The sequence below is a fragment of the Virgibacillus sp. 7505 genome (assembly GCF_002272135.1).
In the GTDB taxonomy this organism is placed as follows: domain Bacteria; phylum Bacillota; class Bacilli; order Bacillales; family Amphibacillaceae; genus Terribacillus.
The window spans coordinates 18,175-41,863 of sequence record NZ_NPBF01000008.1 but is presented as its reverse complement, the minus strand read 5'-3'; the positions used below and the strand labels follow the sequence as shown (position 1 = coordinate 41,863).

Genomic DNA, 23,689 nt, shown 5'->3' with positions numbered 1-23,689 from the left:
TCACTGTGGATATGCCTAAAAGGACACAGAGGGGCCTGGGGTGGCAGGCTCCTCCGGAAAATGCATATGTAATTAATTTATAGTTACTCATTATAAAGTAGATATAGAACCAAAACAAGCACTTTTCAACTGTTTGCTGCTGGCAGAAAAGGGAAAACAGGAGACGTAACCTATGCAAAGGAGTGACAGTCATGAAAAATACATTTGATTTTCATACAAGACAAGGGCTCTATCAGCATATTGAAGAGACACTTGCATTCTATTATCCTGAGGCAATAGACGGCACATACGGAGGGTATAACGAGGGCTTTTATATGGACGGCACGCTCACAGAGGATAGAACCAAACATATCGTTGGTCAGGCGCGTCACTTGTATAATTTCAGTGTCGGCTTCAAACTTACAGGACAAACAGAATACAAAGAGGCAGGAGAGCATGGCATAGCCTTTTTCCAGGAGAAACTAAGGGATAAAGAGTATGGCGGTTATTTTACAGAGATGCAGGATGGAATTGTGACAGATGATAAGAAGCTGACATATGGACATGCATTCATCTTTCGGGCCGCGGTTGCTGCGGTGGAAGCAGAGATAGAGGGAGCAGAGGAGTTGCTTACGGATGTCTATCAAGTGCTGGAAGAAAGGTTCTATGAGCCATCCGCAAAACTGTATAAAGATGAAGCATCACGAGATTGGTCCAGCTTTTTGGAATATCGCGGACAAAATTGCAATATGCACATATGTGAGTCAGCAATTACTGCATATGAAACAACGGGGCAGCAAAGATACCTGGATCAGGCACTACGTATTGCAGACCAAATAACTAATAAACTTGCAGCTCAAAGTAACGGCTTTATATGGGAAAACTACGATGAGGCTTGGATAAAGGATGAACAATTCAATCACGGCGAGACAAGGGATGAATTTCGTGCCTATGGATTCGTTGGAGGTCATCAATTTGAATGGAGCAAGCTCCTTGCTTGGCTGTATATTCACAGGCAGGACAGCTGGCTGCTTGAACGTGCAGAAGAGCTATATCAAACTGGCTGGAATCATTACCATGATCAAGAAAAAGGCGGTATATTCTTTGTAATGAGCCCGGATAAAGAGTTGATCGATAAAGGAAAGTCTTATTGGGTTTTAGCAGAAACGCTGGCGGCCTCAGCATTGCTGCATGGTCAGACAGGGAATGATGTATATAGTGAGCATTATGAGGAGCTGTTCCGATATGTACAGGAACATTTCATCGATCCGGTACATGGCGCCTGGTATCAATGGCTCACGGCTGATAATAAAGTCGAGGGCAAAGTTAAAAGCCCTTCCCCGAAAACGGATTATCATCCGATTAGTGCAAGCTACCTGATAGCAGCCTACCGTGGGGAGGATCTGTAGCGCTTTGCGCAGATCCTCTTTCTTATTGTTATAATGAAAAGGAAGGGAGCGGATATATATGTATGAAAGTGAAAGATTGCAAATCAAACCATTAGAGAAAAAGCATGCCAGTGAGCTTCTTGATCTGAACCTGCGCAACAGAGAACTTTTTGAGTCTATCTCACCGGTAGAACGCAGTGATTCGGACTATACACTGGAGAAATACAAAAAGAATATTGAAGCGGCAAAGAAGGATTGGCAGGATGATAAACGCTATGAATTCGGAATATTCCTGAAACAGGATGATGTTTTGATTGGCACTGCTTCTTTATTCTTTATTGAGCGGACTACAGCAGAAAAATGCATGATTGGTTATTCGCTGGATGAAGCACATAATGGACAAGGATATATGACAGAAGCTGTACAGCTTGTATTGGATTTTGCTTTCGGAGATGCAAAATTCCACAGGGTTGAAGCCGGGGTAATGCCGCGAAATCTAGGGTCGGTTGCGGTACTGGAGAAATGCGGGTTCCAACGAGAAGGCTTGGAACGCGACCTGCTTCGTATTGATGGCAAGTTCGAGGATCATTATAAATATTCTATACTGGCAACTGATCCGCGCACAAACTAAAACCCAGGAGCTATGTCTGCTCCTGGGTTGTCTTTAATGCTGCTGGGATGGAACTGGGCGTGAATGCCGGCGTTCCTTACTCTTCTTAGCAGCAGCTGGCTGCTGCGGACTGCGGACCGCTACCGCAAGGAAGAATGAAATGACACAAAGTACTGCGATAGCTACGAATGTCGGCTGGAATCCGCCAAGCAGTGACGCGATGAATGAACCTCCTAAAGCCCCGATACCAAACCCCTGATAAATGACACCATAGTTTTTGCTTTGGTTTTTCAATCCAAAATAATCTGCGACGATAGTTGGGAAGACAGTAATGTTACCACCGAAGAAGAAAGCAATTGCAGCCACACAGATGAAGAACAATGTTGTTGATAGTTCTACCATGCTTAGTACTGCGACAGCTCCCGCTGTGACAAGAAGTCCTGCAGCAACCAAGTACAATCGTTCCACCTTATCGGACAGGGCACCTAGTACGACTCTGCCCGTCGTATTACAGATAGCAACGACAGCTACGGCATTCGCTGCTGTTGCAGCAGAAAGACCCGCGAGTTCCATGCCGGCATCTTTAACGATCCCGATTAAATACAAGCCGCTCATGCAGGCTGTCAGGAAGATAATGAACAGAATATATGCTTGCTTCGTATGAAGCATTTCCTTGATACTAAAGTTCTTGGTTGCTGCCCCAGTAGTTGTTTCCTGTGGAAGGATAGCATCCTTAAGGAAGAAGGCTCCTCCGCTGATTAAGATAAGTGCTGCTATTCCCCAGATTAAGAATGTACCTTGTACACCAGCTGATGAAAGCAGTGCTTGGTTAATATATTTGAAGACTAAGCTTCCTGTTCCGAATGCCCCTACGGATATACCAGATATGAGACCTTTCTTTTCCGGGAACCATTTGATGACGTTCGATAGTGTAGTGATATAAGCAATACCGTTGGCGAAGCCGACAACAACGCCTGCTAATAGATAGATGAGCCATAGTGATGTAGCTAGAGAGCTTAATATCAGCCCGGCACCGAGCAGGATTCCGGCAAAGATGACCAGTTTCTTGATGCCGAGTTTATCCTGCAGCTTTCCGCCGAAAAGAGTGGCTACTGCAAGTGCAAAGCTCGTAATCGAGAAGGTGATAGCTACAGAAGAGGTGCTCCATCCATATGCATCAGCCAATGGCTGGTTAAATAGACTCCACGTATAAATAGTACCTAGACCAATTTGGGTTATGATTGTACCAAGTACAATCAGCCAGCGATTCGTTCCTGTTTTCATGAGAAGTCCCTCATTTCATCTACGTTGTTTTGATAGTTTTATCATATCCGCAATAGATGTATCTGAAAGCGTTTTCTCTTGAGTTGCTTTATTTGAGGAATGAATGGTCCTTAAAGGCGCATAATCTGTCTGAACTCTTTTGCTTTACTGCGGCTGACTGGAATCTGCTCATTAAGTCCTTTCATTTTCACAAGATACGTATTATGGAACCAAGGCAGAATCTCATGTATTTTTTCTGTATTTACGATATACGAACGATGGCAGCGGAAGAACATATCTGTTGGAAGCTGCTGCTCGAAAGTACTGATAGAACCAGGGTAAGTATAAATCGCATCCTTTGTGTGCACAGTCGTCTGCTTCTCGTCGGCCTCGGCGAAGGCAATTTCCTTTAAATTGATTACATAGATCTTCTCGTCCTTCCAAACATTCAGCCGCGCTGGTGTCTCTGCTGATTCTACTCGCTCTGTCTCTGCCGATGCTTTCTGTGATTCTAGTTTCTTAAGCATTGCTGCAACGCGTTCCTCGCTGTATGGCTTTAATATATAGTCGAATGCTTCAAGCTCAAATGCCTTAGCTGCATGTTCTTTATAGGCAGTTGTAAATACGATGGTCGGTTTATTCTTGAACTGAGCCAGGCTCCCCGCCAGCATCATGCCATCTAACGACGGCAGATTAATATCGAGGAACAATACATCTGTGGTGTGCTCCTGAAAATATTTCAGTACATCCAATCCATCATCGAAGCAGTTTGTTACCTCAATGGAGCTATAAGTCTCAATCAAATACTGCAGCTCCTCCTGTGCCGGTAATTCATCTTCCGCAATGATTGCCCGTAATGACATGTTCATTTTCCTTCCTTCACTGGTATATCAAAGTAAATCTCTGTACCGGGATCAAGCCGATTGATAGTCAGACCTTTTCCATATATCAAACGGACACGCTGATGCACGTTGGCTAGTCCGATATTTTTCACACTTGCTTCATCCTTATATAGTTTTTCAACAATCTCCGGATCGATCCCAACTCCTGTATCTCGTATACTGATGCGGATATCATTCTCCCGTGCTTTGACAGAGAGATAGACCGCACCTTGCCATTTTCGTTTGCGAACGCCATGATGGATAGCATTCTCTACCAAAGGCTGCAGCAGCAGACTGGGAACCTTTATCTGTACCGGATCAATATTATACACAATCTGGAGCTTGTCACCGAAGCGGGATTTCTCGATTTCCACATAATCGCGCACCTGCTTCAGTTCCTCTTCTATAGCTATCATTTCATCATGAAGCTCCAGGTTATAGCGCAAGTAGCCAGATAGATTATGGATCAGCTCACGAGCCCGGTTCGGATCGCGTCTCGTTGTTGATGCGATCGCATTCAGCGAGTTAAAGAGGAAATGCGGGTTGATCTTTGATTGCAGAGCCTTGAGCTCAGCCTTATTAGCTGTTTCTTTGATCTGCTCAATCCGGGAAATCTCCATCAGATTTGAAATGATCTGTGCCAACCCAATTCCAAGCGTCTGTAAGGAGTCTGTTATCCGGTTTTCCTTTTCATAATATATCTTTAAAGCACCTGTCACCTCGTCGCCTTCCTGGAAAGGAACGATGAGCAAACAGTGCATCTGCGGCAGATGATGATCATCCACTTCATTTCGGATGACAATTTCGCCGCTGTTGATTGCCTGCTTCGTCATTTCGCTTACAATCGACGTTGTATCCTGATAGCGCTCCGCTCCGAGTCCGTAATAAGCAACCACTGTTTTGGTATCCGTTATGGCCACAGCATCCGCATCAATCTCTTCTTTGATGATTTGGCAGATACGCTGCAAGGATGCGGGTGTGATGGACCGGAAATACGGTAGTGTCTTGTTGGCAATATCCAATGCAAGCTTCGCCTGAGCGGCGGCAATTTGTTTCTTTTCTCCCTCGATATTATGGACGAGCAGGATGAGTAAACCGATGCTGATTTCTCCAATCATCATCGGAACTGCTATTTGTTCTACGATAGAGATACCTTGAGACCTTGGCTCCCCGAGTGCAATGATCAGCAGCATGGTCAATACCTGGCTCAGAATACCAGCACCGATACCGACATACCACCAACGATGCTTCTTGACTTTTTTATTGATAAAACCGGAGGCAAAACCTGCAGTCACACTAGTGATCAAGCAAGGTAAGGAAGTGATACCATCAATATCGATCAAATAACGGTGCAATCCTGATACAATCCCTGTAATGATGCCGACCCATGGCCCGAATAAAATACCGCCAGAAAAGATAGCCACTGTCCTTATATTGACGAGACTGCCTTCCACTTCAATTCCTGAATATGTCCCGAATATAGCAAAACTGCAAAAGACGACAGTCAGCACACTGAGTTCCCGGACCGAGTGATTTTCTTTTTGGAGTATTTCCTTAAATCCTTTAATTTTCGTCAGGAAAAAAAGGATAATCAGCAGTAAAGCAGCACGCTCGAATATCGAGATGATCATTTCCAAGGTTGAATGCATAGTTGTAATCCCTTTCATCTGTATTACTACCAGTTTATCAGAAATTTAGACTGGAAGGGTATGGATGCTGTAATGATTAGGTTGTCAAATGATAGATTCATTCGATTAAAAAGACAGATTGGAAATAATATGTCATATTGTATAATTAAGCTGGATTTATTAAAATGAAAGCGCTATAATTATTATAATGAAACACTGTTCCACAATGTGGAATGATATTGAGGGCATCAGATTCTGATGTCTTTACTTCTGAATATAAATGTAAGGGGTTTCAATGAAAGCGGGAGCAACTGAAAAAAGTAAGGAGAGGATAGAAATGGAACTGCGATACGCGACGCACCCAGACCATGCAAAAACATTCACAACCGAGCAATTACGGAATCATTACTTAGTTGAGGAACTTTTTGTGCCTGGTGAAATCAAGTTAGTCTACAGCATGGAGGACCGGACGATTATCGGAGGTATTCAGCCAGCCGGCAGCTCGGTTGCTTTAGAGGGCTATGACGAAATCAAAGCGGATTACTTCCTGGAAAGACGGGAAGTAGGGATTTTTAATATCGGCGGTAATGGAACGATTTCTGTTGATGGAGAATCTTACGAAATGGCGAACAAGGATTGCATTTATATCGGCAAAGGCAATCAGGAATTACTGTTTACCAGCAGTGACGAGTCAAATCCAGCTAAGTATTATCTGTTTTCTGCACCTGCACATACCACTTATCCAACCAAGCACGTGTCATTCCAAGATGTGCCGGGAGATGCGATGGGTGCTAAGGAAAGTGCGAATGAACGCGTGATCCGCCGCATCATTCATTTGGAAGGTATCCAAAGCTGTCAAATCGCGATGGGTATCACGATTTTGGAAAGCGGCAGTGTCTGGAATAGCATGCCGACTCATACCCATAACCGCCGGATGGAAGCGTACCTGTATATCGATTTGGATGAAGATGCACGTATGTTCCATTTGATGGGGGAACCGCAAGAAACACGTCATCTTGTCATGAAAAATGAACAAGCAGTCATTTCTCCGCCATGGTCCATCCATTGCGGAAGTGCCACAAGCAACTATGCATTTATTTGGGCAATGGCTGGAGAAAACAAGACGTACACCGACATGGATCAAGTGTCGATGGATGAGCTGCGCTAAAGGGGGATTACGATGAGTTTAACGGACTTTTCCATGAGTTATTTCGATTTGACTGGCAAGGTTGCCATTGTCACAGGCGGCAGCAAGGGCCTCGGTCAGGGCTATGCAGTTGCCTTGGCAAAGGCAGGGGCGGATGTCTTCGTCGTGACACACCGAGACGATTGGGAGGAAACGAAGGCGCTGGTCGAAGAAGCTGGCGGCAAGGCACATTTCCATCAAGCTGATCTGACAGATAGAGAAAAAGTGAAGCAGGTTGTGACGAGTTGTGTGGAGGTCTTCGGAAAGGTTGATATTCTCGTAAACAACGCTGGTACAATCATCCGGACACCTTTGCTTGAGTACAAGGAAGAAGACTGGGATAAGGTCATGGACGTCAATCTGCATGCTGTTTATCTGTTGGGGCAGGAAGCAGCTAAAGTAATGGCAGAACAAGGCGGAGGGAAAATCATCAATGTCGCATCGATGCTGTCGTTCCAAGGCGGTAAATTTGTACCTTCCTATACAGCAAGCAAGCATGCTGTTGCAGGGCTGACAAAGGCCTTCGCCAACGAGCTGGGCGCTTATAATATCCAAACGAATGCGATTGCCCCGGGGTATGTGGCGACTGCCAATACTGCACCGATCCGTGCCGATGAAAAACGTAATGCAGAGATTTTGTCCCGGATTCCGAGCGGCCGCTGGGCAGATCCGTCTGATTTGATGGGTGTAGTTGTATTCCTGGCAAGTCGTGCATCTGACTATATGAATGGCCATGTTCTGGCTGTTGACGGAGGCTGGCTCGCAAGATAAGCAGGTTGGAAGAATTGCGTCGGAGTTGTTTGACGGGAAAGAGATATTGAGAGGACTGGGAAGGTGACCAAAGATCTGGAGAATCTTTGTGTGTGCCACCCTCTCATTCCAATGATCTGGGCGATCACTATAAAAATAGCATATCACGTAAAGTGATTCAAACATCTCAATTTCTTTTGCTCGATTACCTATAAGGAAAGGTAAGGAATGCAAAATGAAAATAATGAAAACGATGGAGAGAATTCCTGGCGGGCTCATGCTCGTACCGTTATTTTTAGGGGCAATCATCAATACCTTCGCGCCGAGTTCGGCGGAGTACTTCGGATCCTTTACTGGCGGACTCATGACAGGCACTATTCCGATTCTGGCTGTTTGGTTCTTCTGTATGGGTGCAGGCATCCAGCTGAAATCCACGGGTACGATTTTGCGCAAATCCGGCACACTCGTTATCACGAAGATTGCTGTTGCATGGGTTGTAGCTATTATTGCAGCGCAGTTCCTGCCTGAAGGCGGCATACAGACTGGTCTCTTTGCCGGCTTTTCCGTTCTGACACTCGTTGCAGCCATGGATATGACGAATGGCGGATTGTATGCATCGATCATGCAGCAATACGGATCAAAAGAGGAAGCTGGGGCATTTGTCCTTATGTCCTTGGAATCCGGCCCGCTCATGACGATGATCATACTTGGTTCTACTGGTCTTGCAGCGTTTGAACCACAAGTATTCGTTGGAGCAGTACTACCGTTTCTAGTTGGATTCCTGCTAGGTAACTTGGATGGCGATCTTCGTGCCTTCTTCAGCAGAGCAACACAAACTATGATTCCGTTCTTCGGTTTCGCGCTGGGTAACTCCATTGATTTAGGCGTCATCTTGGAGACAGGTCTTGCAGGTATCATCCTTGGGGTGCTTGTTATCGTCGTTACTGGTATACCGCTCATGATTGCGGATAAATATATCGGAGGCGGAAATGGAACTGCTGGTATCGCAGCATCCAGTACTGCTGGTGCGGCAGTTGCCAACCCAATGATCATTGCCACAATGATTCCGGAATTCATGCCGATTGCAGAAGCAGCTACTGCGCTTGTTGCAGCATCTGTTGTTGTTACGTCGATTCTCGTCCCGATTCTGACAGCTTTTTGGGCACAGCATATGAAGAAGAAGGAAAAGCAGAATACAGACGACACAAATATCGACCCGAACAGTATCAACTCAAATACTGTATAAAACCACCGGAGAGGCATATACAGTATGTCTCTCTTTGCATAAAGGAGACGTTGACAGATGAGCAGGATTTTAACAATTGGGGAACCGATGGCACTGTTTGTTGCGGAACAAGAAGGACTGCTGGATGATGCCGAACGCTTTTCCCGTTTTATTGCAGGAGCAGAAGTGAATTTCTCTATCGGAATGGCGCGACTTGGCCATCAAGTGACGTATGTCACGCAGCTGGGTTTGGATCCATTCGGTCGAAACATCCATAAATTTTTACAAAAAAATAAGATAGATACAACGTTTGTCAGCTATGAACCTGCATTCGTGACAGGAATGCAATGGAAACAGAAGGTGAAAAGCGGAGATCCGGAAGTGTTTTCGGCACGGAAGAACTCCGCAGCATCCCATATGGATAAAAAGCTGATCAAGAAAATCAAATGGGCGGATTATGATCATCTCCATTTGACAGGCATTCCTCCCGCTTTGTCTGAAAGCTGCCGGGAATTGGTTTTTCAGATGATGAAGGAAGCCAAGGAAAATGGACTTCAGGTATCATTCGATCCGAACCTCCGGCCGGGGCTGTGGCCTGATAAGCAGGAGATGGCGCAGGTTATCAATGAGCTTGCCAGCCAAGCGGATATTATCTTCCCTGGTGTAGCTGAAGGAAAACAACTGACTGGCAAAACAGATGTGCTCGATATTGCTGCATATTATCATGAGGCTGGTGTACCGATTGTTGTACTGAAGCTGGGAGCAGAAGGAGCATTTACAAGTCGCATGGATGGTACGCAATTTTATACAGAAGGATTCCCGGTAAAAGAAGTGGTCGATACAGTTGGTGCAGGAGACGGCTTTGCGGTCGGTGTCGTGAGTGGATTGCTGGAAGGGCTGGAGCTGCCTGACAGCATCGCAAGGGGAGCGGCCATCGGTGCGCTTGCCGTCATGTCACCTGGAGATAATGATGGCTTGCCGAACCGTGAAGAGCTTTCACTTTTCATGAAACGAGAGCCGATTGGGTAAAAAGGAAGACCTTCCGCTTGGAAGGTCTTCTCCTCTATCCGGAATAGCCTAGTGCATGAGATATCTCCAAGCTGCAGGCCTTCATTTTAGTTATCAATTCGTTGTTTACTCTATCCATCGTTACGCGATTGCTTGGTCCCGAGATGCTGAAGCTCGCCACGATCCGATGTTCATGGCTGTAAATCGGAGCAGCGATACACCGAATGCCTTCTTCATTTTCGATATTGTCAAGCGCATACCCCTGTTGTCGGACTTTGTCCACTTCGGTGCGCAGCTCTTCCGGCGACGTGATCGTACGTGGCGTGCGCGGCGTGAAAGTCGTGGAATCAGCTATTTCTTCTATCCGATCTGCCGCCATACCTGATAAAAGTATTTTTCCTACAGCCGTACAGTACATGGGCGCTCTGTTGCCGATACGTGAATACATGCGTATCGTCTGGTTGCTTTCAAGTTTATCGATGTAGACAATCTCACCTTTATCCTCGATGCAAAGGTGGACAGTCTCATTGACATCTGCACACAGCTGCTTCAAATAAGGTTTGGCCACATTGGCGATGTTGTTATTATTCAAGACACTGCGAGCAACATAAAGTGTTTGTAAACCGACCTTATACTTGTCTGATTCCGGGTCCTTAGCAACATAATTCATATCCACAAGTGTGGCCAGAAGCCGATGCGTCGTACTCTTCGATAAGTCTACCAGCCTGGTCAGCTTCGCAATCGACAGTCCGTCGGGATAATCGGAAAGCGTATTCAAAAGAGTCAAGGCACGTTCGAGTGATTGCACATTAGACATAGATATTACTCCGTTTCTATTGCATTCATTGCTTACTTCTATGATACGGGAACGGTTGGAGTTTGTAAATTCAGTACACATATGGAGGGATAGTTAAATGAGAAAAGCAGAAGTATTAGCTAAGATTAACGAACAAGCTATTGTTGCTGTAGTCCGTGCCGATTCGCCAGAGCAGGCAATCCAAATTTCCGATGCTTGTATAGAGGGTGGATTGACAGCAATCGAAGTGACATTTACTGTCAAGGACGCTGATCAAGTGATTAAACAGCTTTCTGCTCAATATACGGAAAACACAGATGTGATCATAGGGGCAGGCACGGTACTGGATAGAACGACAGCCCGTCTTGCCATACTTGCAGGCGCCAGTTTCATAGTGAGTCCAACTTTTGATGCTGAAACTGCCAAGCTATGTAATCTTTATCAAATCCCCTACTTGCCAGGGTGTATGACGATCGGGGAGATAAAGCAGGCGATGGAAGCAGGAGCTGATATTATCAAGCTCTTCCCGGGAAGTGCTTTCGGTCCAAGTTTTATCAAAGCTATCAAAGCGCCTCTTCCGCAGGCTAATATCATGCCAACAGGAGGAGTAGACTTGGAGAATGTAGGTGAATGGCTGAAGAATGGGGCAGCAGCTGTTGGGGTGGGCGGCAATCTTGTTGCTCCTGCCAGTACCGGAGACTATGAAAAAATTACACTTATTGCGCAGCAGTATATCCAAAAGGTAAAGGAAGCACAATCAGATCGTGTGAATATTTGAACATGGGTCAAGCTGCTCCCCTCATAAACTGAACACGGAGGAAGGGAGCTTGATTCATGTCAGCAAAAAAGCGGGAAATCGTAATCATTGTTGTGAAAGCCACGGCTATTTACTCATTTGTCGTGATTGATATTGCTGCAGGTACAGGATTTTATATGACTGCAAAGCTATTCGATGCAGGTGTGATTATTGCTTCAATCTGCAGTATGGCGGGTGTGGAAAGTTTGAAAAGGGGCCCTGGATTGGTTCGTAATTTGACAAACAGAGAAAGAAAAACATAGCAATTGATATGACAAGGTCGACAGGAAATATGACTCATATTATCCTTACGCCAGCCATTTTGTAGGGGAACATGAAATAAGAAGGAATGCAGAAAATGCATTCCTTCTTATTTTGCTATTGTTTCGTTGACCCGCATATTACCGACCGTAAAATAAAATGGTGCAGGAAATGGAGGTTTCTTTCCTCTTTTAAGCCGTTCACCCGCCTCATTGAGCCAATAAATGGATTTATTGATAGCGGAGAAGAAGACGACCAGCTCCCCATCATCCCCAACACAAAGACAGGACCCGAATATGCCATTCTGGTACCAGGGATCACCGATGTCCGCTTGAATGAGCAGCTTCGGCTCCTCCGACCAATCAGCTCTTGTGAAGCTTGCTGTCTTACTTTTGAGTAACCAGAGATCCTGTGGTTTATAAGTGTCTTCTCCAAAGGCATTGCCGCAGCGGCTGACAAGTAAGTAGTACATATTATGAATTCGCTTCGGTCTCGCATGCGTAAATGCTTCCTCCCGCGTGAAAAACAGACGTGGCTTTGTCCAAGTATCAAGGCCGTTTTCACTTTCGGCGGCATACACCTCGTGCATTGGGATATCTCCTTTACCAGGCTCGTGTGGTGTAGCAGCAAACCACATCTTCCATTTACCTTCATCAAAAATCACCTTGGGTGCAAGCACACTATCATTCCTTACAGTGCCGACCATTACTGGTTTTGGGTGACGAAACCATCTTCCATGCCTCATTTCCAGACAGCCGATCGAATAGGGAGATTCATTTCCAAGAACATTACTGGCACTTCTGCCGGTATAGTAAATACGCCTGACAGGCGCGCCATTGACTTCTCCTTCAACATAACAGGGCTCGTGCAGTCCGTAACGATCCCAAGCTGCTTCCTTCGGCTGAGGCAGCAAAGGATTCGCTTTGTTGGGCTTTCCTGGGTAAGTCGAAATCCTCCAGGCATTAGCTGTCGTCAATGGCGCTCCTTTTGGAAGACTGGCGCTGAACAGGTTGTTTTTGAAGTTGCGCTGGAATCCGCCAAAAAACATCCACCACTGGTCATCTATCTTCTGCACGCTGGGGTCACCTAATCCTAGCAGATTGCGGATGGGCTTATAGCCATCCAGCATCGAATATAATAGATTTGGTCTTGTATCCATCCTAACCACCTCACTAGCAAGCAGTATAGACGGAAGAAGCATCAAACATACCAAGCATTATAGTGTTGCATCACAGAAGCCTAACTGTGGTTATGCTTTCCTCTCAAGCCATGATCCCTCCGATATTTTTTGATCGATAAAGTCCAAAACAGTCTGTATTTGTACCATCTGATTTTTAAGTTTTTCCTTATGTTGCAGCATGCTTGCCATTACATCAGGATGTTCATGCATATTGCCTGTTTCGGCAATATCAAGGTAAGACTTCAATTCTTCTAAGGTAAACCCGGCTTTTTTCATACAGATGATAATTTTCATCCGTTCAATATCTGTCGGCAAAAAAGAGCGATGCCCATTTGGCAGCCGGTTAATTGCAGGTAGTAATCCAGCTTTCTCATAAAAACGAATTGTATCAATACTTAAACCGGAAAGCGCACTTGCTTGTTTAATCGTATACATACGTCCGCCTCCTTCTTTTATAACCCTATTGTAAAACCTGGAGTTCACTCCAGGTCAAGAAAATAATTCTGTATTGACCTGGAGTGAACTCCATTTTATATACTACAGCCATTCACGAATGGAGGAGAAAGAAATGACAGAAGGAAAGAAAAAAATAGCACTTGTTACAGGAGCAAACAGCGGTATAGGTTTGGAGCTGACAAAGAAACTGATTGAAAACGATTGGGAGGTTGTCGCATTAATTCGTTCCGGATTCCCGGAAGAAGAACTTAAGCTGCAGCAGAAGATCCGTCAGAGGATAATTAGGATCTATCGCACTGATTTATCAGATTTCACGAAGCTCAAGCCTGCTTTGGAACAAATAAAGGAAAAGGAGCCGAAGCTCGATGCGCTTTTCAATAATGCCGGGGGCAGTTTTCCGGAGCTGCTATTTTCACCGCAAGGGCGTGAGCTTCATTACGAAGTACAGACCGTAGTCCCATACATTATCACAATGGAGCTATTAGAGCTATTGAAAAAAGGTTCGCCAGGTATGGTTATACAGACGAGTTCAGATGCATTCAGATTCAGGAAAACATTTGAACCTGAGGAATTGGCAAGACCGAAGAAGTTTCAGAAGCTTACCGGCCCATATACATCAACGAAGCTAGCCATTACCCTATGGACACACGCTCTAGCTCCAGAACTGAAGGAAGAAGGCGTTACGATTATCAGTGTTGATCCAGGGAATAACAACACGATGCGAAAAGGCCGAAACGGAGGCTTACCGCTGCTTATTCAGCCCTTCATCCGCTTCTTCGGCCCTCATCCTAGCGTAGGAGCAGGAAGATTGTTCGCAGGATTAGAAAGATCCCCGGACGAGGCTGGGTTATATTTTTCGAAAGGCGAGCCAACCGAGTACAAGTTTAAACAGCATGCTTCCCAAGTACTTTTCCAAGTAAGAACCGTTTATGAAAGAGAGTTTATCTCTTTGTAAAAGGGACCGATTAGGACCCTTATTTTTTGGGTAAGTTGTATCCAATTGGCGGATGATTTCCACGGTACTAGGGAGGCTGGGATATAACTGAATTCCCATTGCGCTTTAAACCGAATGATATTCTTTGGCGCAGCTTCGGTAGAACACTCCGCTTTCCACGAGCACGGCCTCAGCCTCCTCGTGGAAAGTTTACCACTGCGGGGTCTTCAGCTCATGCTGTTCCCGTAGGAGTCTTCGTGTTCTGCCTACGCTAGGATGGATATCTGATCAAAATGACCGAACTTATGTAAATTTTCTTAGGAAGATTTACAATATAGTTCGGATTTTTATCTGGCTAAAACACTTTTGTCCCAGCCTCTTTATTACTAAGTTAGCGATTGGAAAAGAAAGCAGGGAGTCGATGACGCTGTTGGCTTTTTGACTAAGGGGTATAGTTAGCTGATTTCCACAGGAAGTTTCATAGTGCGGGTGGGAACAAAGCGGTGTTGTGATAGTCCAATTTAGGAGGGCTATCACAACACCGATGACCTTGAGCTTTGTTTCAGGGAACAGCAGTTCAGCTAGTTTCCTAAATTCCCAAAGATTCCGTTAGCCACGTTTAATCGTTTCGTTCAACGATGTGCGATACTTGTCTTGCCAAGTTGTCGCGTCCTTCACTAGTTCATCGCAGAAATCGGCTACGTCTTCACCAGTGAGATCGGTTACTTTTTTGCCTTCCATTGCACCTTCCTCAAAGAGGTCGAGAATGACTCCGAAGATACGGCTGATGTCCTTCCACTCGGATAGACCACTAGAGGTCCACATATATTTTTTGATAGCATTGTAAGCGTTCCGGTATTCGCTTGGAAGTGCACTCGCACGCTTCTCCATTGCCTTCCATTCTCGCTTGTCATCCAAATCACCGATAATCCTTTTTATAATACTCATATCATTTCTCCTTTTGATTTGATTTAAGCTCGCTAATTTTGCTTGAAACGAATTCCCACTTTTCCCAAAAACGCTCAAGCTGCTCTTGACCTGATATATTGAGCTTGTAAAACTTTCTCGGCGGTCCGATAGTAGATGGTTTTTTCTCTGTATCCACTAATTTGTTTTTCTCTAAACGCATGGTGATCGTATAAACTGTGCCTTCTACTACATCAGTGAAGCCTAGCTCTCGCAGTTGTTGCGTAATTTCATAACCATAAGTTTCACCGCGGCTGATGATTTCAAGCACACAACCCTCAAGCACCCCTTTCAACATTTCTGTGATGTTTTCCAATATTGCCCCTCCGTTTGAGTTTTTTATATTTTTACTTTTCGCACCATATAGCAATGTATTCTGTGATGCTGGTATTCGGTGTTACTTACTACTGGTATATAGTATTACAGGGTAGCTTTTGCTGTGTCAAGATTTTAATCATATAAATTTATTTTAATTTCCGAGAAACATCGTAATCATTAGATAAATGACGATTTTAAAAGAGAATATGAAAAATCGTCGTATTCTTTAGCTTATTTGACTGTTTTCTTATTAAAACAGAGCTTATTCAAATTTTTCATCGTTTTACTAACCCTTATAACGGGCGTAGAATAAGGTTCATCTTCCAAGTGTAACCAAACAAAATTGTATAGCATTCGTAATCGCTTAATTCCTGAATCCAGGAAGCGGGGGAACCAACCGTAACAATTGTTACATGGGGTGAATCTCTGAAAAGAGTAGGGCTACTCTCTGGCCCGAATCCGTCAGCTAACTTCGTAAGCGTTCGAGAGGAAGCCAAAAAATGTGATAGGCACACGTTTATTTCGTTATGCCCAGAAGTCACAGAAGAGGGCCCTCTTCTGCGGCTTCTTTTTTATGCACTTTTTTAGGGTGTAAATATGAAAGAACCGAGGAGGATCAGCATGGATCTACTTTACATTGGATTGAGTTTATTGCTTTTCGGAGGCATGGCTGTGTTACTGGCAGCTGCCGCTCAGATTGCCGAGAAAGAAGGGACACGATAATGGTTCAGATTGGCTTGCTTGTATTAGGTATAGGAATCATCGGTTATCTGATCTACGCCTTGTTTTATCCGGAAAAATTTTAACGAAGGAAGGTTCACATGATGATTGTTTCGGTAATAGTCTTGGCCGTTGTACTCGTTTTAATTGGGTTATCTTTAAAGCCTATGGGCTTATATATGGCTGCTGCATTCTCAGAATCAAGGATTGACCGGTTTTTCCTGCCGCTGGAAAACATCTTATTCCGCATTTCAGGCATAAAAAACCACAAGCAGACGTGGAAACAATACGTGCTATCTATGCTCTTGCTAAATATGGTATTGCTGCTGTTTGTCTATGCAGTGTTCCGCCTTCAGGGCGTTTTACCGCTGAATCCGCTCGATATTTCAGGAATGGATCCAGCTTTAGCTTTTAATACTGCAGTAAGTTTTATCACAAACACAAACTTGCAGCATTATAGCGGAGAATCAGGTCTATCGCTATTTTCACAGGTCACAGCCATCTTGTTCATGATGTTCGCAGCCCCTGCTACAGCGCTTGCGGTAGCAATTGGGTTCATCCGATTGCTGGGCAGTAAGCCAATCGGGAATTTCTTCGAGGATTTCGTCAGAGCGTTGGTACGCGTACTTTTGCCGATTTCCTTTATAACAGCAATTGTATTCGTTGCACTCGGAATGCCGCAGACATTTTCAGGAGCTGTGCATGCGACTACGATGACAGGTGCGGAACAAACCATTCTGCGCGGACCGATCGGTGCATTCCTATCCATTAAGGAGCTCGGGAATAATGGCGGTGGATTCTTCGGGGTAAACTCTGCTCATCCATTTGAGAATCCAAATGCGTATACCAACGTGCTCCAATGCTGGCTAATGCTTTTGCTGCCTGCTTCCTTGCCTTTTACATACGGAAAGCTGGCAGGAAAGCCGAAACAAGGAGTAATGCTTTTCGGTGCAATGGCAACTGTATTCCTTGTCATGCTTGCGGCAGGTATCGCTTTCGAGATGGAAGGTAATCCAATGCTTCAAGGAGCGATGATGGAAGGGAAGGAAACCCGCTTTGGTGTTATCGGAAGTGTATTTTATGCCATTGTCACAACCGCTGCAGAAACCGGTGCAGTCAACACGATGCATGATACACTCAGCCCTCTCACAGGGATGCTTGCGCTCGGAAATATGCTTTTGAATACAGTTTTTGGCGGTGTAGGTACTGGCTTCATGAATGTCATTCTTTACGTGATGATTGCCGTCTTCATTGCTGGCCTGATGGTAGGGCGCACACCTGCCTTCCTTGGTAAAAAGCTTGAGGGAGCTGAAATGAAGCTGCTGGCGATCACACTGCTGATCCAACCGATACTAATCCTTATTGGTACAGCTATTGCAATGTATTTTCCAGCAGGTAACGGAGCAATATCAAACCCTGGGTATCATGGTCTGACGCAAGTACTGTACGAGATTACATCATCAGCTGCTAATAATGGTTCAGGATTTGAAGAACTGGGGGATGCAACTACATTCTGGAATGTCCTTACAGGCATCATAATGTTCCTGGGACGCTATATTTCCATCATCACGCTGATTGCTGTCGCAGCATCACTGGCGAGGAAAACTGCTGTTCAAGAGAGTAAGGGCAGTTTGCGAATCGGCAGTCCTTTATTTGCAAGTTTATTAGTAGCCACCTTCTTCTTGGTAGGTGCATTGACCTTCCTGCCTGTACTGGTTCTTGGTCCGATTGCAGAATACGTAACTTTATAGGAGAGTGACTTGTTATGCTAGCACATACTGCAGGGAAAGAAGAGATTCCCTCCAATCGTTTAGTTTCAAAGAAAATCTTGAAGGAAGCTTGTGTGGATGCTGTAGTGAAGCTGCATCCGGCTTATATGGTTCGGAATCCTATCCTTTTCATTGTTGAACTTGGATTTCTAGTTACGTTATTACTCGCGGTTTTTCCTGGCGCCCATTCCCAGACAATGGGCAGCGGTTTTTACTGGAGCGTTTCAGTGATTCTGCTGATGACAGTGCTGTTCGCGAATATAGCGGAGGCGGTGGCCGAAGGAAGAGGGAAGGCGCAAGCGAATACGCTGAAACAAACAAAACAGGATACAGCTGCCAGGCGTCTCCTCCGAGGAAAAGAGGAAGTCATCTCATCGGCTGATCTTCGAAAGGGCGATGTTGTACTTGTTAAGGAAGGAGAGGTCATCCCTGGGGACGGCACGATTATTGCTGGTATGGCAAGTGTTGATGAATCGGCAATTACCGGGGAGTCAGCTCCGGTTCTAAAGGAAGCGGGAGGAGATTTCAGCTCCGTCACAGGCGGCACAACTGTCGTCAGTGATGAGCTTACGATTGAAATCACCAGTCAGCCAGGAGAAAGCTTCCTGGATCGGATGATTGCGCTTGTAGAAGGAGCAGACCGTAAGAAGACACCTAATGAAATTGCTTTAAACACGGTGTTGATTAGCTTAACGATCATTTTCATGCTCGTCGTCATCACATTGCCTTTTTTTACAAACTATATTGGCTTCTCTATTGATACAGGCATGCTTGTTGCGCTGCTTGTCTGCCTTATTCCGACTACGATTGGCGGTTTGCTGAGTGCAATCGGAATTGCGGGTATGGACCGGGTGACACGGTTCAATGTTTTGGCGATGTCTGGCCGAGCTGTAGAAGCAGCAGGTGATATTGATACAATCATTTTGGATAAGACGGGTACGATAACTTTCGGAAATCGCATGGCCGCTGATTTCATACCTGTAGAATCTGTATCAAGAAATGCTTTGATGCAAGCTGCAGTCATCACATCCTGGAAAGATGAAACACCGGAAGGCCGATCAGTGCTCAGTCTGGCCGAAGAACAGGGCATAGCAATGGATCAAAAGAAATGGGAAGAAGCAGTATTCGTGCCTTTCCAAGCACAAACAAGAATGAGCGGCATGGACTTGGCTGACGGCGGCAGCTATCGAAAAGGTGCGGTAGGGGCAGTCAAAGATTGGGTGCTGGAACGTGGCGGTAAGGTTCCAGTGGGTTTACAGGAAAAATCTGATCATATCGCGAAAATGGGAGGAACCCCTTTAGCGGTGGCGGTGGATACGGAGCTTCTCGGATTGATTTATCTAAAGGATACCGTCAAACCTGGAATGAGGGAACGCTTCGATGAGCTGCGGAAGATGGGAATAAAGACAATTATGTGTACCGGAGACAATCCGCTTACCGCAGCGACCATTGCGAAAGAAGCTGGAGTCGATGATTTTATCGCAGAAAGCACGCCGGAGGATAAGATCGAAGTAATAAAACGAGAGCAGGCACAAGGTAAACTTGTTGCAATGACCGGAGATGGTACGAATGACGCACCTGCACTAGCTCAAGCTGATGTCGGGCTTGCGATGAACAGCGGAACGACAGCTGCGAAGGAAGCGGCGAATATGATCGATCTGGATTCTGATCCGACAAAAATAATTGAGGTTGTTGCTATCGGAAAACAGCTGCTGATGACAAGAGGGGCACTTACTACTTTCAGTATTGCCAATGATGTGGCTAAGTACTTTGCAATCATTCCGGCTCTGTTCATGCTCGGCATACCGGAGATGAATGTCTTGAATATCATGCAGCTGGAGTCACCGACAACAGCAATCCTATCTGCACTTTTATTCAATGGATTGATCATCCCAGCGCTAGTACCGCTGGCGGTAAAAGGTGTGGCGTATAAGCCTGTTTCTGCGGATAAGCTGCTAAGAAAAAATATGTTCCTATATGGACTGGGCGGTGTTGTCGTCCCGTTTATAGGAATAAAAGTTATTGATATGCTGTTAAGTCTGTTTCTATAGGAGGCAAATGAATATGAATAAACATGTATCCAATATCGTTCCTGTACTGCGGCTTGGATTAGTATGCCTGGTTTTGTGCAGTGTCCTTTACCCTTTGGCTGTGACGGGAATCGGACAGCTATTCTTCCCTTATCATGCCGATGGCAGCTTGGTAGAAGATGAGAATGGCACCGTGATTGGTTCGGAGCTGATTGGACAAACGTTTACTGACCCTGCACTATTCCAGGGAAGGGTGTCGAGTATAGATAATGATGCCGCAGGATCCGGAACACCGAACTATGCTGCTTCTAATCCAGAATTGATTTCCCGGACAGAAGAAGCGATAAAGGATCAGCAAACGGCTAATCCAGACGGCGGTCCTGTACCGCTGGATTTAGTGACGAATTCCGGTTCTGGCCTAGATCCGCATATCCCGGTAGAAGCAGCAGAATTTCAGGTGCCGAGAATAGCTGAAGCAAGCGGTATTCATGAAGAGGAGCTATACAAGTTGATTGACCAGCACCGCACATCACAAGCAGAAGAGCTGCTCGGTGCCCCCGCTGTAAATGTACTGCAGTTGAATATGGATTTGCAGGCAATGAAATGATGGAAACAAATGATAAAGCAGCTGCATTTTTAGCAGCCGCATCTATACAAGGGAGAGGCCGTCTGAAGTTATATATCGGTGCTGCTCCGGGCGTCGGTAAAACCTATAAGATGCTGACAGATGCCCAGCAGATGAAAAAGGAAGGTATAGCTGTTGTTATTGGTGTTATTGAAACGCATGGAAGGCCGGAAACAAGTGCCCAGTTAGGAGATCTGGAACAAGTTCCCTTGTTGAAAATTCACTATAAAGACCGCCCGTTTTTTGAACTTAATGTAGAAGGAATTCTAGAGCATGCTCCAAAAGTTGTTTTAGTGGATGAATTGGCGCATACGAATATTCCTGGCTCTAAGAACGCCAAGAGATATCAGGATGTTATGGAACTGTTGGATGCAGGTATTGATGTACTTGCTGCTGTCAATATACAGCATCTTGAAAGTGTGCATGACATTGTCCAGACGATAACAGGAGTTCGGGTAAATGAACGTGTGCCAGACTTGTTCGTACAGCAGGCAGACGAAATTCAGTTAATTGATGCAACACCTGAAACCTTGCAGAAGCGGTTGCGGGAAGGGAAAATCTATCCAGCCCATCGAATTCAAAAGAGCTTGCAGAATTATTTTCAGCTAACCAACCTTGCTGCATTGCGTGAATTAGCTCTTCGGGAAATTGCGGATGAGGTGGATGAGAAACTGGAACGTCAAAACGGAGCCGATTACCGGGGGCCTCTGGGTGTACATGAAAAGATACTTATTTGCGTACAGCATGTCGATACCGCAGAAAGGCTGATACGCCGCGGATATCGGATGGCGAATCGTTTGAATGCAGAACTTTTTATTCTGCATGTGACCCGGGATGCGATAGCTGAAAAAGAGAAGGTGGATTATATCCGGCAGCTTTGCTCAACATTCGATGCGCATTTCCTCCTGCATACTTCCAGTAAGCGAGCAGCAAATGCGATTGTCTCGGAAGCTAAAAAATATTTTATTACTCAAATACTATTAGGACAGTCCGCACGTACGCGCTGGGAAGAAGTTTGGAAAGGATCTATTGTTAATACGATCATGCGACAGACCTGCAATATTGATATTCATATTGTTGCCGACCAGCAGTCTATTCGTTAGAAAGCATTGATAAGCAGACTTTTCTATGCTTTCTTGAGTTTCGTTTTAGAGATTGGAGCGGGCACAGCCGTGCTGAATGGCTTACCATTATCCGTCCTAGCTAAGAAATAGAGGTGCCAGCAGGCACCTCTATTTCTTCTGTTCCCTTATGACGTTATTGATTCGCACCATGGTTTCTGTCATTTGATGCAATTCATCGATGTCAATCTTGGAATAATATTTATCTATAAGTAGTTCGTCTAACTGCTTGAGACTATCCATATATTCCCGGCCTTTGTTGCCGAGAGCCAAAAAGAATTCCCGCTTATTTGTGGGATTGGCTTGTTTTGTAATCATATCTCTCTTCTCCAATTTTGAAAGCACTTGGCTGACAGCGCTTTTGGAGATGCCGAAATCTGCTGCAATATCATTGGCTGTAGTCTGTTTATTTCTTTTCTCGATATAAGACAGCATATATTCCTGCTGAACTGTTAAATCCAGCTCATCAAGTTTCTTTGTTTCCTGAGAGATAAGAATACCAAACTCCTCATACGCTTCATTCATTCTTCGGATGATTTCCTTATACGAACGGCTCATGTGCATCGTTCCTTCCAAACAGCTTCTTTATTGCATATTACGCCATTTTTTAGCTTTTGCAAATAGCAGGGCGGCCATAAGTAATCCAGTACCGGCGAATGCAGCAAGCAAAATACGTGCAGAGAAACCGACGCTCATCAAGGAGCTGAAAAGGGTTTGAGAGATAGGATCGAATGCTGTGGAAGCCAAGAACACGATACTCATGACCCTTCCCATCATTGCGGGATCTGTTTTCTCCTGAATGATGACATCAGTCGGAATGTATGTGATAAAACCGAAAAATCCAATCATTGCTGCAACTGGAATCAGCCAATATAAACTTGGGATTTGACTGAAAACACCAAGAGCTAAAACACTGGCAATCAGGAATAAAAGAATCTGTCTTCCGCGATTCTTTTTTAGTGTGAAGAAAAGCAGGAAGATAGTCGCTGCAAGAGAGCCGACAGAGAAACCAGCCTCTAAAAAGCTAAGATCCAAAGCACTGCCGCCGAGTTCTTCAGCCAGGATAGGCAAGCTGAGAAACATTGGGCCAAAAACAAAGAAATTCACAATGATTATGATGCTGATTGCAGATACATAGATAGAAGAGGATCGCAGGTAACGATAACCTTCTTTAAATTCTGTAATAAACGAAGTTTTCTCTTTGTGTTTGTCCGGCTTCGCATCTTTGATAAAAGCAGGGAAGACAAAACAAGCACCTATGATCGTAGCTGCAATGCTGACAGCAAACGTTGCACCGAAATTGTAATAGTGCAGGATAGCGCCTGCAGCAATGGGTCCTATCAGGAATAGTAGCTCCTGTGAACTGTGAACAAGCGTATTGGCTGGCTGCAGTTGCTTTTGCGAAACGATGCTTGGTATCAAGGATGACAAGGCAGGAAAGAAAAATCCATCAAGGCATCCAATAAAGAAGGATACAACAAGCAGCAGTGATATCGTCAGGGAATCATGTGCAAGTCCCCAAAGCAGTATACCAATTAACACACCCTGCAATAATTGGGTACTGAACAGGATCTTTGATTTCTGGATTCGATCTGCAAGTACGCCGCCAATTATCATCGTAACCATACGGGGTATGGAGGCGGCTGCCATTACCAAACCAAGGTATTGAGGGTGATGGAGTACATCAACTACATACCAGGAGACGGTGATCATATACATGGAGAAACTCAAAACCGAGAAGAGTTCGGAGAAGAGAAGGAAACTGAATTGTTTATTGGCGAATAAAGCCTTCATCGTAA

Annotated in this window: 24 protein-coding genes and 1 riboswitch; of the genes, 14 read left to right on the top strand and 10 right to left on the bottom strand. The window is 45.0% G+C overall.

Annotated features, from left to right (window positions below; translation table 11 throughout):
* Positions 1-191 precede the first annotated feature (191 nt).
* Entirely contained in the window at positions 192-1,388 is a 1,197-nt protein-coding gene (locus CHH91_RS03015; protein WP_095221840.1) for an AGE family epimerase/isomerase, read from the top strand.
* 58 nt (positions 1,389-1,446) lie between these two features.
* Positions 1,447-1,998, top strand: a complete 552-nt coding sequence (locus CHH91_RS03010) for a GNAT family N-acetyltransferase (protein ID WP_095221838.1) — start codon at positions 1,447-1,449, stop codon at positions 1,996-1,998.
* 33 nt (positions 1,999-2,031) lie between these two features.
* Here CHH91_RS03010 and CHH91_RS03005 read toward each other — a convergent pair whose 3' ends face one another.
* The 3 genes from CHH91_RS03005 to CHH91_RS02995 all read right to left on the bottom strand — a co-directional run bounded on the left by CHH91_RS03005 (position 2,032) and on the right by CHH91_RS02995 (position 5,770).
* The gene (locus CHH91_RS03005; RefSeq protein ID WP_095221836.1) at positions 2,032-3,261 is read right to left on the bottom strand and encodes an L-lactate MFS transporter; all 1,230 of its coding nucleotides are present in this window, start codon (positions 3,259-3,261) and stop codon (positions 2,032-2,034) included.
* Positions 3,262-3,371: 110 nt separating this feature from the next.
* Positions 3,372-4,109, bottom strand: a complete 738-nt coding sequence (locus tag CHH91_RS03000) for a LytR/AlgR family response regulator transcription factor (protein ID WP_286160678.1) — start codon at positions 4,107-4,109, stop codon at positions 3,372-3,374.
* Positions 4,106-5,770: a sensor histidine kinase gene (locus tag CHH91_RS02995; protein WP_095221832.1), complete on the bottom strand. Its 1,665-nt coding sequence runs from the start codon at positions 5,768-5,770 to the stop codon at positions 4,106-4,108. The genes CHH91_RS03000 and CHH91_RS02995 overlap by 4 nt, the downstream gene beginning before the upstream one ends.
* 316 nt (positions 5,771-6,086) lie before the next feature.
* Between CHH91_RS02995 and kduI the strand changes: the two genes are divergently transcribed.
* From kduI to CHH91_RS02975, 4 genes are all read left to right on the top strand, one after another.
* Positions 6,087-6,917 carry a 5-dehydro-4-deoxy-D-glucuronate isomerase gene (kduI, locus tag CHH91_RS02990; protein ID WP_095221830.1) on the top strand — a complete coding sequence of 277 codons (831 nt, stop codon included), beginning with the start codon at positions 6,087-6,089 and terminating at the stop codon, positions 6,915-6,917.
* A 12-nt stretch (positions 6,918-6,929) separates the two neighbouring features.
* Complete coding sequence (gene kduD / locus CHH91_RS02985; protein WP_095221828.1) at positions 6,930-7,706, top strand: 2-dehydro-3-deoxy-D-gluconate 5-dehydrogenase KduD; 777 nt, start codon at positions 6,930-6,932, stop codon at positions 7,704-7,706.
* Between the two features lie 214 nt (positions 7,707-7,920).
* Entirely contained in the window at positions 7,921-8,931 is a 1,011-nt protein-coding gene (gene kdgT, locus CHH91_RS02980) for a 2-keto-3-deoxygluconate transporter (protein WP_095221826.1), read from the top strand.
* Between the two features lie 57 nt (positions 8,932-8,988).
* Positions 8,989-9,939 (top strand): sugar kinase, encoded by a 951-nt coding sequence (locus CHH91_RS02975; RefSeq protein ID WP_095221825.1) that lies wholly within the window; start codon positions 8,989-8,991, stop codon positions 9,937-9,939.
* A 34-nt stretch (positions 9,940-9,973) separates the two neighbouring features.
* Here CHH91_RS02975 and CHH91_RS02970 read toward each other — a convergent pair whose 3' ends face one another.
* A complete protein-coding gene (locus CHH91_RS02970) occupies positions 9,974-10,735 on the bottom strand; it encodes an IclR family transcriptional regulator (protein WP_095221823.1) in 762 nt (253 codons plus the stop codon).
* Positions 10,736-10,832: 97 nt separating this feature from the next.
* Between CHH91_RS02970 and CHH91_RS02965 the strand changes: the two genes are divergently transcribed.
* Both CHH91_RS02965 and CHH91_RS02960 read left to right on the top strand, forming a co-directional pair.
* Positions 10,833-11,492 carry a bifunctional 4-hydroxy-2-oxoglutarate aldolase/2-dehydro-3-deoxy-phosphogluconate aldolase gene (locus CHH91_RS02965; protein ID WP_095221822.1) on the top strand — a complete coding sequence of 220 codons (660 nt, stop codon included), beginning with the start codon at positions 10,833-10,835 and terminating at the stop codon, positions 11,490-11,492.
* Positions 11,493-11,548: 56 nt separating this feature from the next.
* A complete protein-coding gene (locus CHH91_RS02960) occupies positions 11,549-11,773 on the top strand; it encodes a hypothetical protein (RefSeq protein WP_095221820.1) in 225 nt (74 codons plus the stop codon).
* A 107-nt stretch (positions 11,774-11,880) separates the two neighbouring features.
* Here the strand turns inward: CHH91_RS02960 and CHH91_RS02955 are convergent, their stop codons facing one another.
* Together CHH91_RS02955 and CHH91_RS02950 are read right to left on the bottom strand one after the other, a co-directional pair.
* Entirely contained in the window at positions 11,881-12,930 is a 1,050-nt protein-coding gene (locus CHH91_RS02955; RefSeq protein WP_095221818.1) for a glycoside hydrolase family protein, read from the bottom strand.
* A 90-nt stretch (positions 12,931-13,020) separates the two neighbouring features.
* The gene (locus CHH91_RS02950) at positions 13,021-13,386 is read right to left on the bottom strand and encodes a MerR family transcriptional regulator (protein ID WP_095221816.1); all 366 of its coding nucleotides are present in this window, start codon (positions 13,384-13,386) and stop codon (positions 13,021-13,023) included.
* 133 nt (positions 13,387-13,519) lie between these two features.
* Here CHH91_RS02950 and CHH91_RS02945 point away from each other — a divergent pair, with 133 nt between their 5' ends.
* Positions 13,520-14,362 (top strand): SDR family NAD(P)-dependent oxidoreductase, encoded by an 843-nt coding sequence (locus CHH91_RS02945; protein ID WP_095221815.1) that lies wholly within the window; start codon positions 13,520-13,522, stop codon positions 14,360-14,362.
* A 588-nt stretch (positions 14,363-14,950) separates the two neighbouring features.
* On the opposite strand, the gene CHH91_RS02940 is transcribed toward CHH91_RS02945, so the two are convergent.
* Both CHH91_RS02940 and CHH91_RS02935 read right to left on the bottom strand, forming a co-directional pair.
* Positions 14,951-15,289 (bottom strand): DUF1048 domain-containing protein, encoded by a 339-nt coding sequence (locus CHH91_RS02940; protein ID WP_095221813.1) that lies wholly within the window; start codon positions 15,287-15,289, stop codon positions 14,951-14,953.
* A gap of 1 nt (position 15,290) precedes the next feature.
* Positions 15,291-15,623: a PadR family transcriptional regulator gene (locus tag CHH91_RS02935; protein WP_095221812.1), complete on the bottom strand. Its 333-nt coding sequence runs from the start codon at positions 15,621-15,623 to the stop codon at positions 15,291-15,293.
* A 353-nt stretch (positions 15,624-15,976) separates the two neighbouring features.
* Positions 15,977-16,121: riboswitch (cyclic di-AMP (ydaO/yuaA leader) on the top strand.
* A gap of 226 nt (positions 16,122-16,347) precedes the next feature.
* Between CHH91_RS02935 and kdpF the strand changes: the two genes are divergently transcribed.
* From kdpF to kdpDN, 5 genes are read left to right on the top strand one after another with little or no spacing between them, the layout of a single operon-like run.
* Positions 16,348-16,431 carry a K(+)-transporting ATPase subunit F gene (kdpF, locus tag CHH91_RS21405; RefSeq protein WP_141234116.1) on the top strand — a complete coding sequence of 28 codons (84 nt, stop codon included), beginning with the start codon at positions 16,348-16,350 and terminating at the stop codon, positions 16,429-16,431.
* 15 nt (positions 16,432-16,446) lie between these two features.
* Positions 16,447-18,096, top strand: coding sequence for a potassium-transporting ATPase subunit KdpA (gene kdpA / locus CHH91_RS02925; protein WP_095221809.1), 1,650 nt, complete (start codon positions 16,447-16,449; stop codon positions 18,094-18,096).
* 14 nt (positions 18,097-18,110) lie between these two features.
* Positions 18,111-20,165, top strand: a complete 2,055-nt coding sequence (gene kdpB / locus CHH91_RS02920; protein WP_095221807.1) for a potassium-transporting ATPase subunit KdpB — start codon at positions 18,111-18,113, stop codon at positions 20,163-20,165.
* A gap of 13 nt (positions 20,166-20,178) precedes the next feature.
* Positions 20,179-20,751 carry a potassium-transporting ATPase subunit KdpC gene (kdpC, locus tag CHH91_RS02915; protein ID WP_095221806.1) on the top strand — a complete coding sequence of 191 codons (573 nt, stop codon included), beginning with the start codon at positions 20,179-20,181 and terminating at the stop codon, positions 20,749-20,751.
* Positions 20,748-21,872 carry a KdpD-like non-kinase potassium sensor gene (gene kdpDN, locus CHH91_RS02910; protein ID WP_095221804.1) on the top strand — a complete coding sequence of 375 codons (1,125 nt, stop codon included), beginning with the start codon at positions 20,748-20,750 and terminating at the stop codon, positions 21,870-21,872. The genes kdpC and kdpDN overlap by 4 nt, the downstream gene beginning before the upstream one ends.
* Positions 21,873-22,001: 129 nt before the next feature.
* On the opposite strand, the gene CHH91_RS02905 is transcribed toward kdpDN, so the two are convergent.
* Together CHH91_RS02905 and CHH91_RS02900 are read right to left on the bottom strand one after the other, a co-directional pair.
* The gene (locus tag CHH91_RS02905; protein WP_095221802.1) at positions 22,002-22,448 is read right to left on the bottom strand and encodes a MarR family winged helix-turn-helix transcriptional regulator; all 447 of its coding nucleotides are present in this window, start codon (positions 22,446-22,448) and stop codon (positions 22,002-22,004) included.
* Positions 22,449-22,475: 27 nt separating this feature from the next.
* Positions 22,476-23,684, bottom strand: a complete 1,209-nt coding sequence (locus CHH91_RS02900; protein WP_095221800.1) for an MFS transporter — start codon at positions 23,682-23,684, stop codon at positions 22,476-22,478.
* Positions 23,685-23,689: the final 5 nt, after the last annotated feature.

Coding starts and splice junctions, on each gene's coding strand:
- CHH91_RS03015 (WP_095221840.1), top strand. CDS start 192: ATGAAAAATACATTTGATTTTCATACAAGACAAGGGCTCTATCAGCAT.
- CHH91_RS03010 (WP_095221838.1), top strand. CDS start 1,447: ATGTATGAAAGTGAAAGATTGCAAATCAAACCATTAGAGAAAAAGCAT.
- CHH91_RS03005 (WP_095221836.1), bottom strand. CDS start 3,261: ATGAAAACAGGAACGAATCGCTGGCTGATTGTACTTGGTACAATCATA.
- CHH91_RS03000 (WP_286160678.1), bottom strand. CDS start 4,109: ATGAACATGTCATTACGGGCAATCATTGCGGAAGATGAATTACCGGCA.
- CHH91_RS02995 (WP_095221832.1), bottom strand. CDS start 5,770: ATGCATTCAACCTTGGAAATGATCATCTCGATATTCGAGCGTGCTGCT.
- kduI (WP_095221830.1), top strand. CDS start 6,087: ATGGAACTGCGATACGCGACGCACCCAGACCATGCAAAAACATTCACA.
- kduD (WP_095221828.1), top strand. CDS start 6,930: ATGAGTTTAACGGACTTTTCCATGAGTTATTTCGATTTGACTGGCAAG.
- kdgT (WP_095221826.1), top strand. CDS start 7,921: ATGAAAATAATGAAAACGATGGAGAGAATTCCTGGCGGGCTCATGCTC.
- CHH91_RS02975 (WP_095221825.1), top strand. CDS start 8,989: ATGAGCAGGATTTTAACAATTGGGGAACCGATGGCACTGTTTGTTGCG.
- CHH91_RS02970 (WP_095221823.1), bottom strand. CDS start 10,735: ATGTCTAATGTGCAATCACTCGAACGTGCCTTGACTCTTTTGAATACG.
- CHH91_RS02965 (WP_095221822.1), top strand. CDS start 10,833: ATGAGAAAAGCAGAAGTATTAGCTAAGATTAACGAACAAGCTATTGTT.
- CHH91_RS02960 (WP_095221820.1), top strand. CDS start 11,549: ATGTCAGCAAAAAAGCGGGAAATCGTAATCATTGTTGTGAAAGCCACG.
- CHH91_RS02955 (WP_095221818.1), bottom strand. CDS start 12,930: ATGGATACAAGACCAAATCTATTATATTCGATGCTGGATGGCTATAAG.
- CHH91_RS02950 (WP_095221816.1), bottom strand. CDS start 13,386: ATGTATACGATTAAACAAGCAAGTGCGCTTTCCGGTTTAAGTATTGAT.
- CHH91_RS02945 (WP_095221815.1), top strand. CDS start 13,520: ATGACAGAAGGAAAGAAAAAAATAGCACTTGTTACAGGAGCAAACAGC.
- CHH91_RS02940 (WP_095221813.1), bottom strand. CDS start 15,289: ATGAGTATTATAAAAAGGATTATCGGTGATTTGGATGACAAGCGAGAA.
- kdpF (WP_141234116.1), top strand. CDS start 16,348: ATGGTTCAGATTGGCTTGCTTGTATTAGGTATAGGAATCATCGGTTAT.
- kdpA (WP_095221809.1), top strand. CDS start 16,447: ATGATGATTGTTTCGGTAATAGTCTTGGCCGTTGTACTCGTTTTAATT.
- kdpB (WP_095221807.1), top strand. CDS start 18,111: ATGCTAGCACATACTGCAGGGAAAGAAGAGATTCCCTCCAATCGTTTA.
- kdpC (WP_095221806.1), top strand. CDS start 20,179: ATGAATAAACATGTATCCAATATCGTTCCTGTACTGCGGCTTGGATTA.
- kdpDN (WP_095221804.1), top strand. CDS start 20,748: ATGATGGAAACAAATGATAAAGCAGCTGCATTTTTAGCAGCCGCATCT.
- CHH91_RS02905 (WP_095221802.1), bottom strand. CDS start 22,448: ATGAGCCGTTCGTATAAGGAAATCATCCGAAGAATGAATGAAGCGTAT.
- CHH91_RS02900 (WP_095221800.1), bottom strand. CDS start 23,684: ATGAAGGCTTTATTCGCCAATAAACAATTCAGTTTCCTTCTCTTCTCC.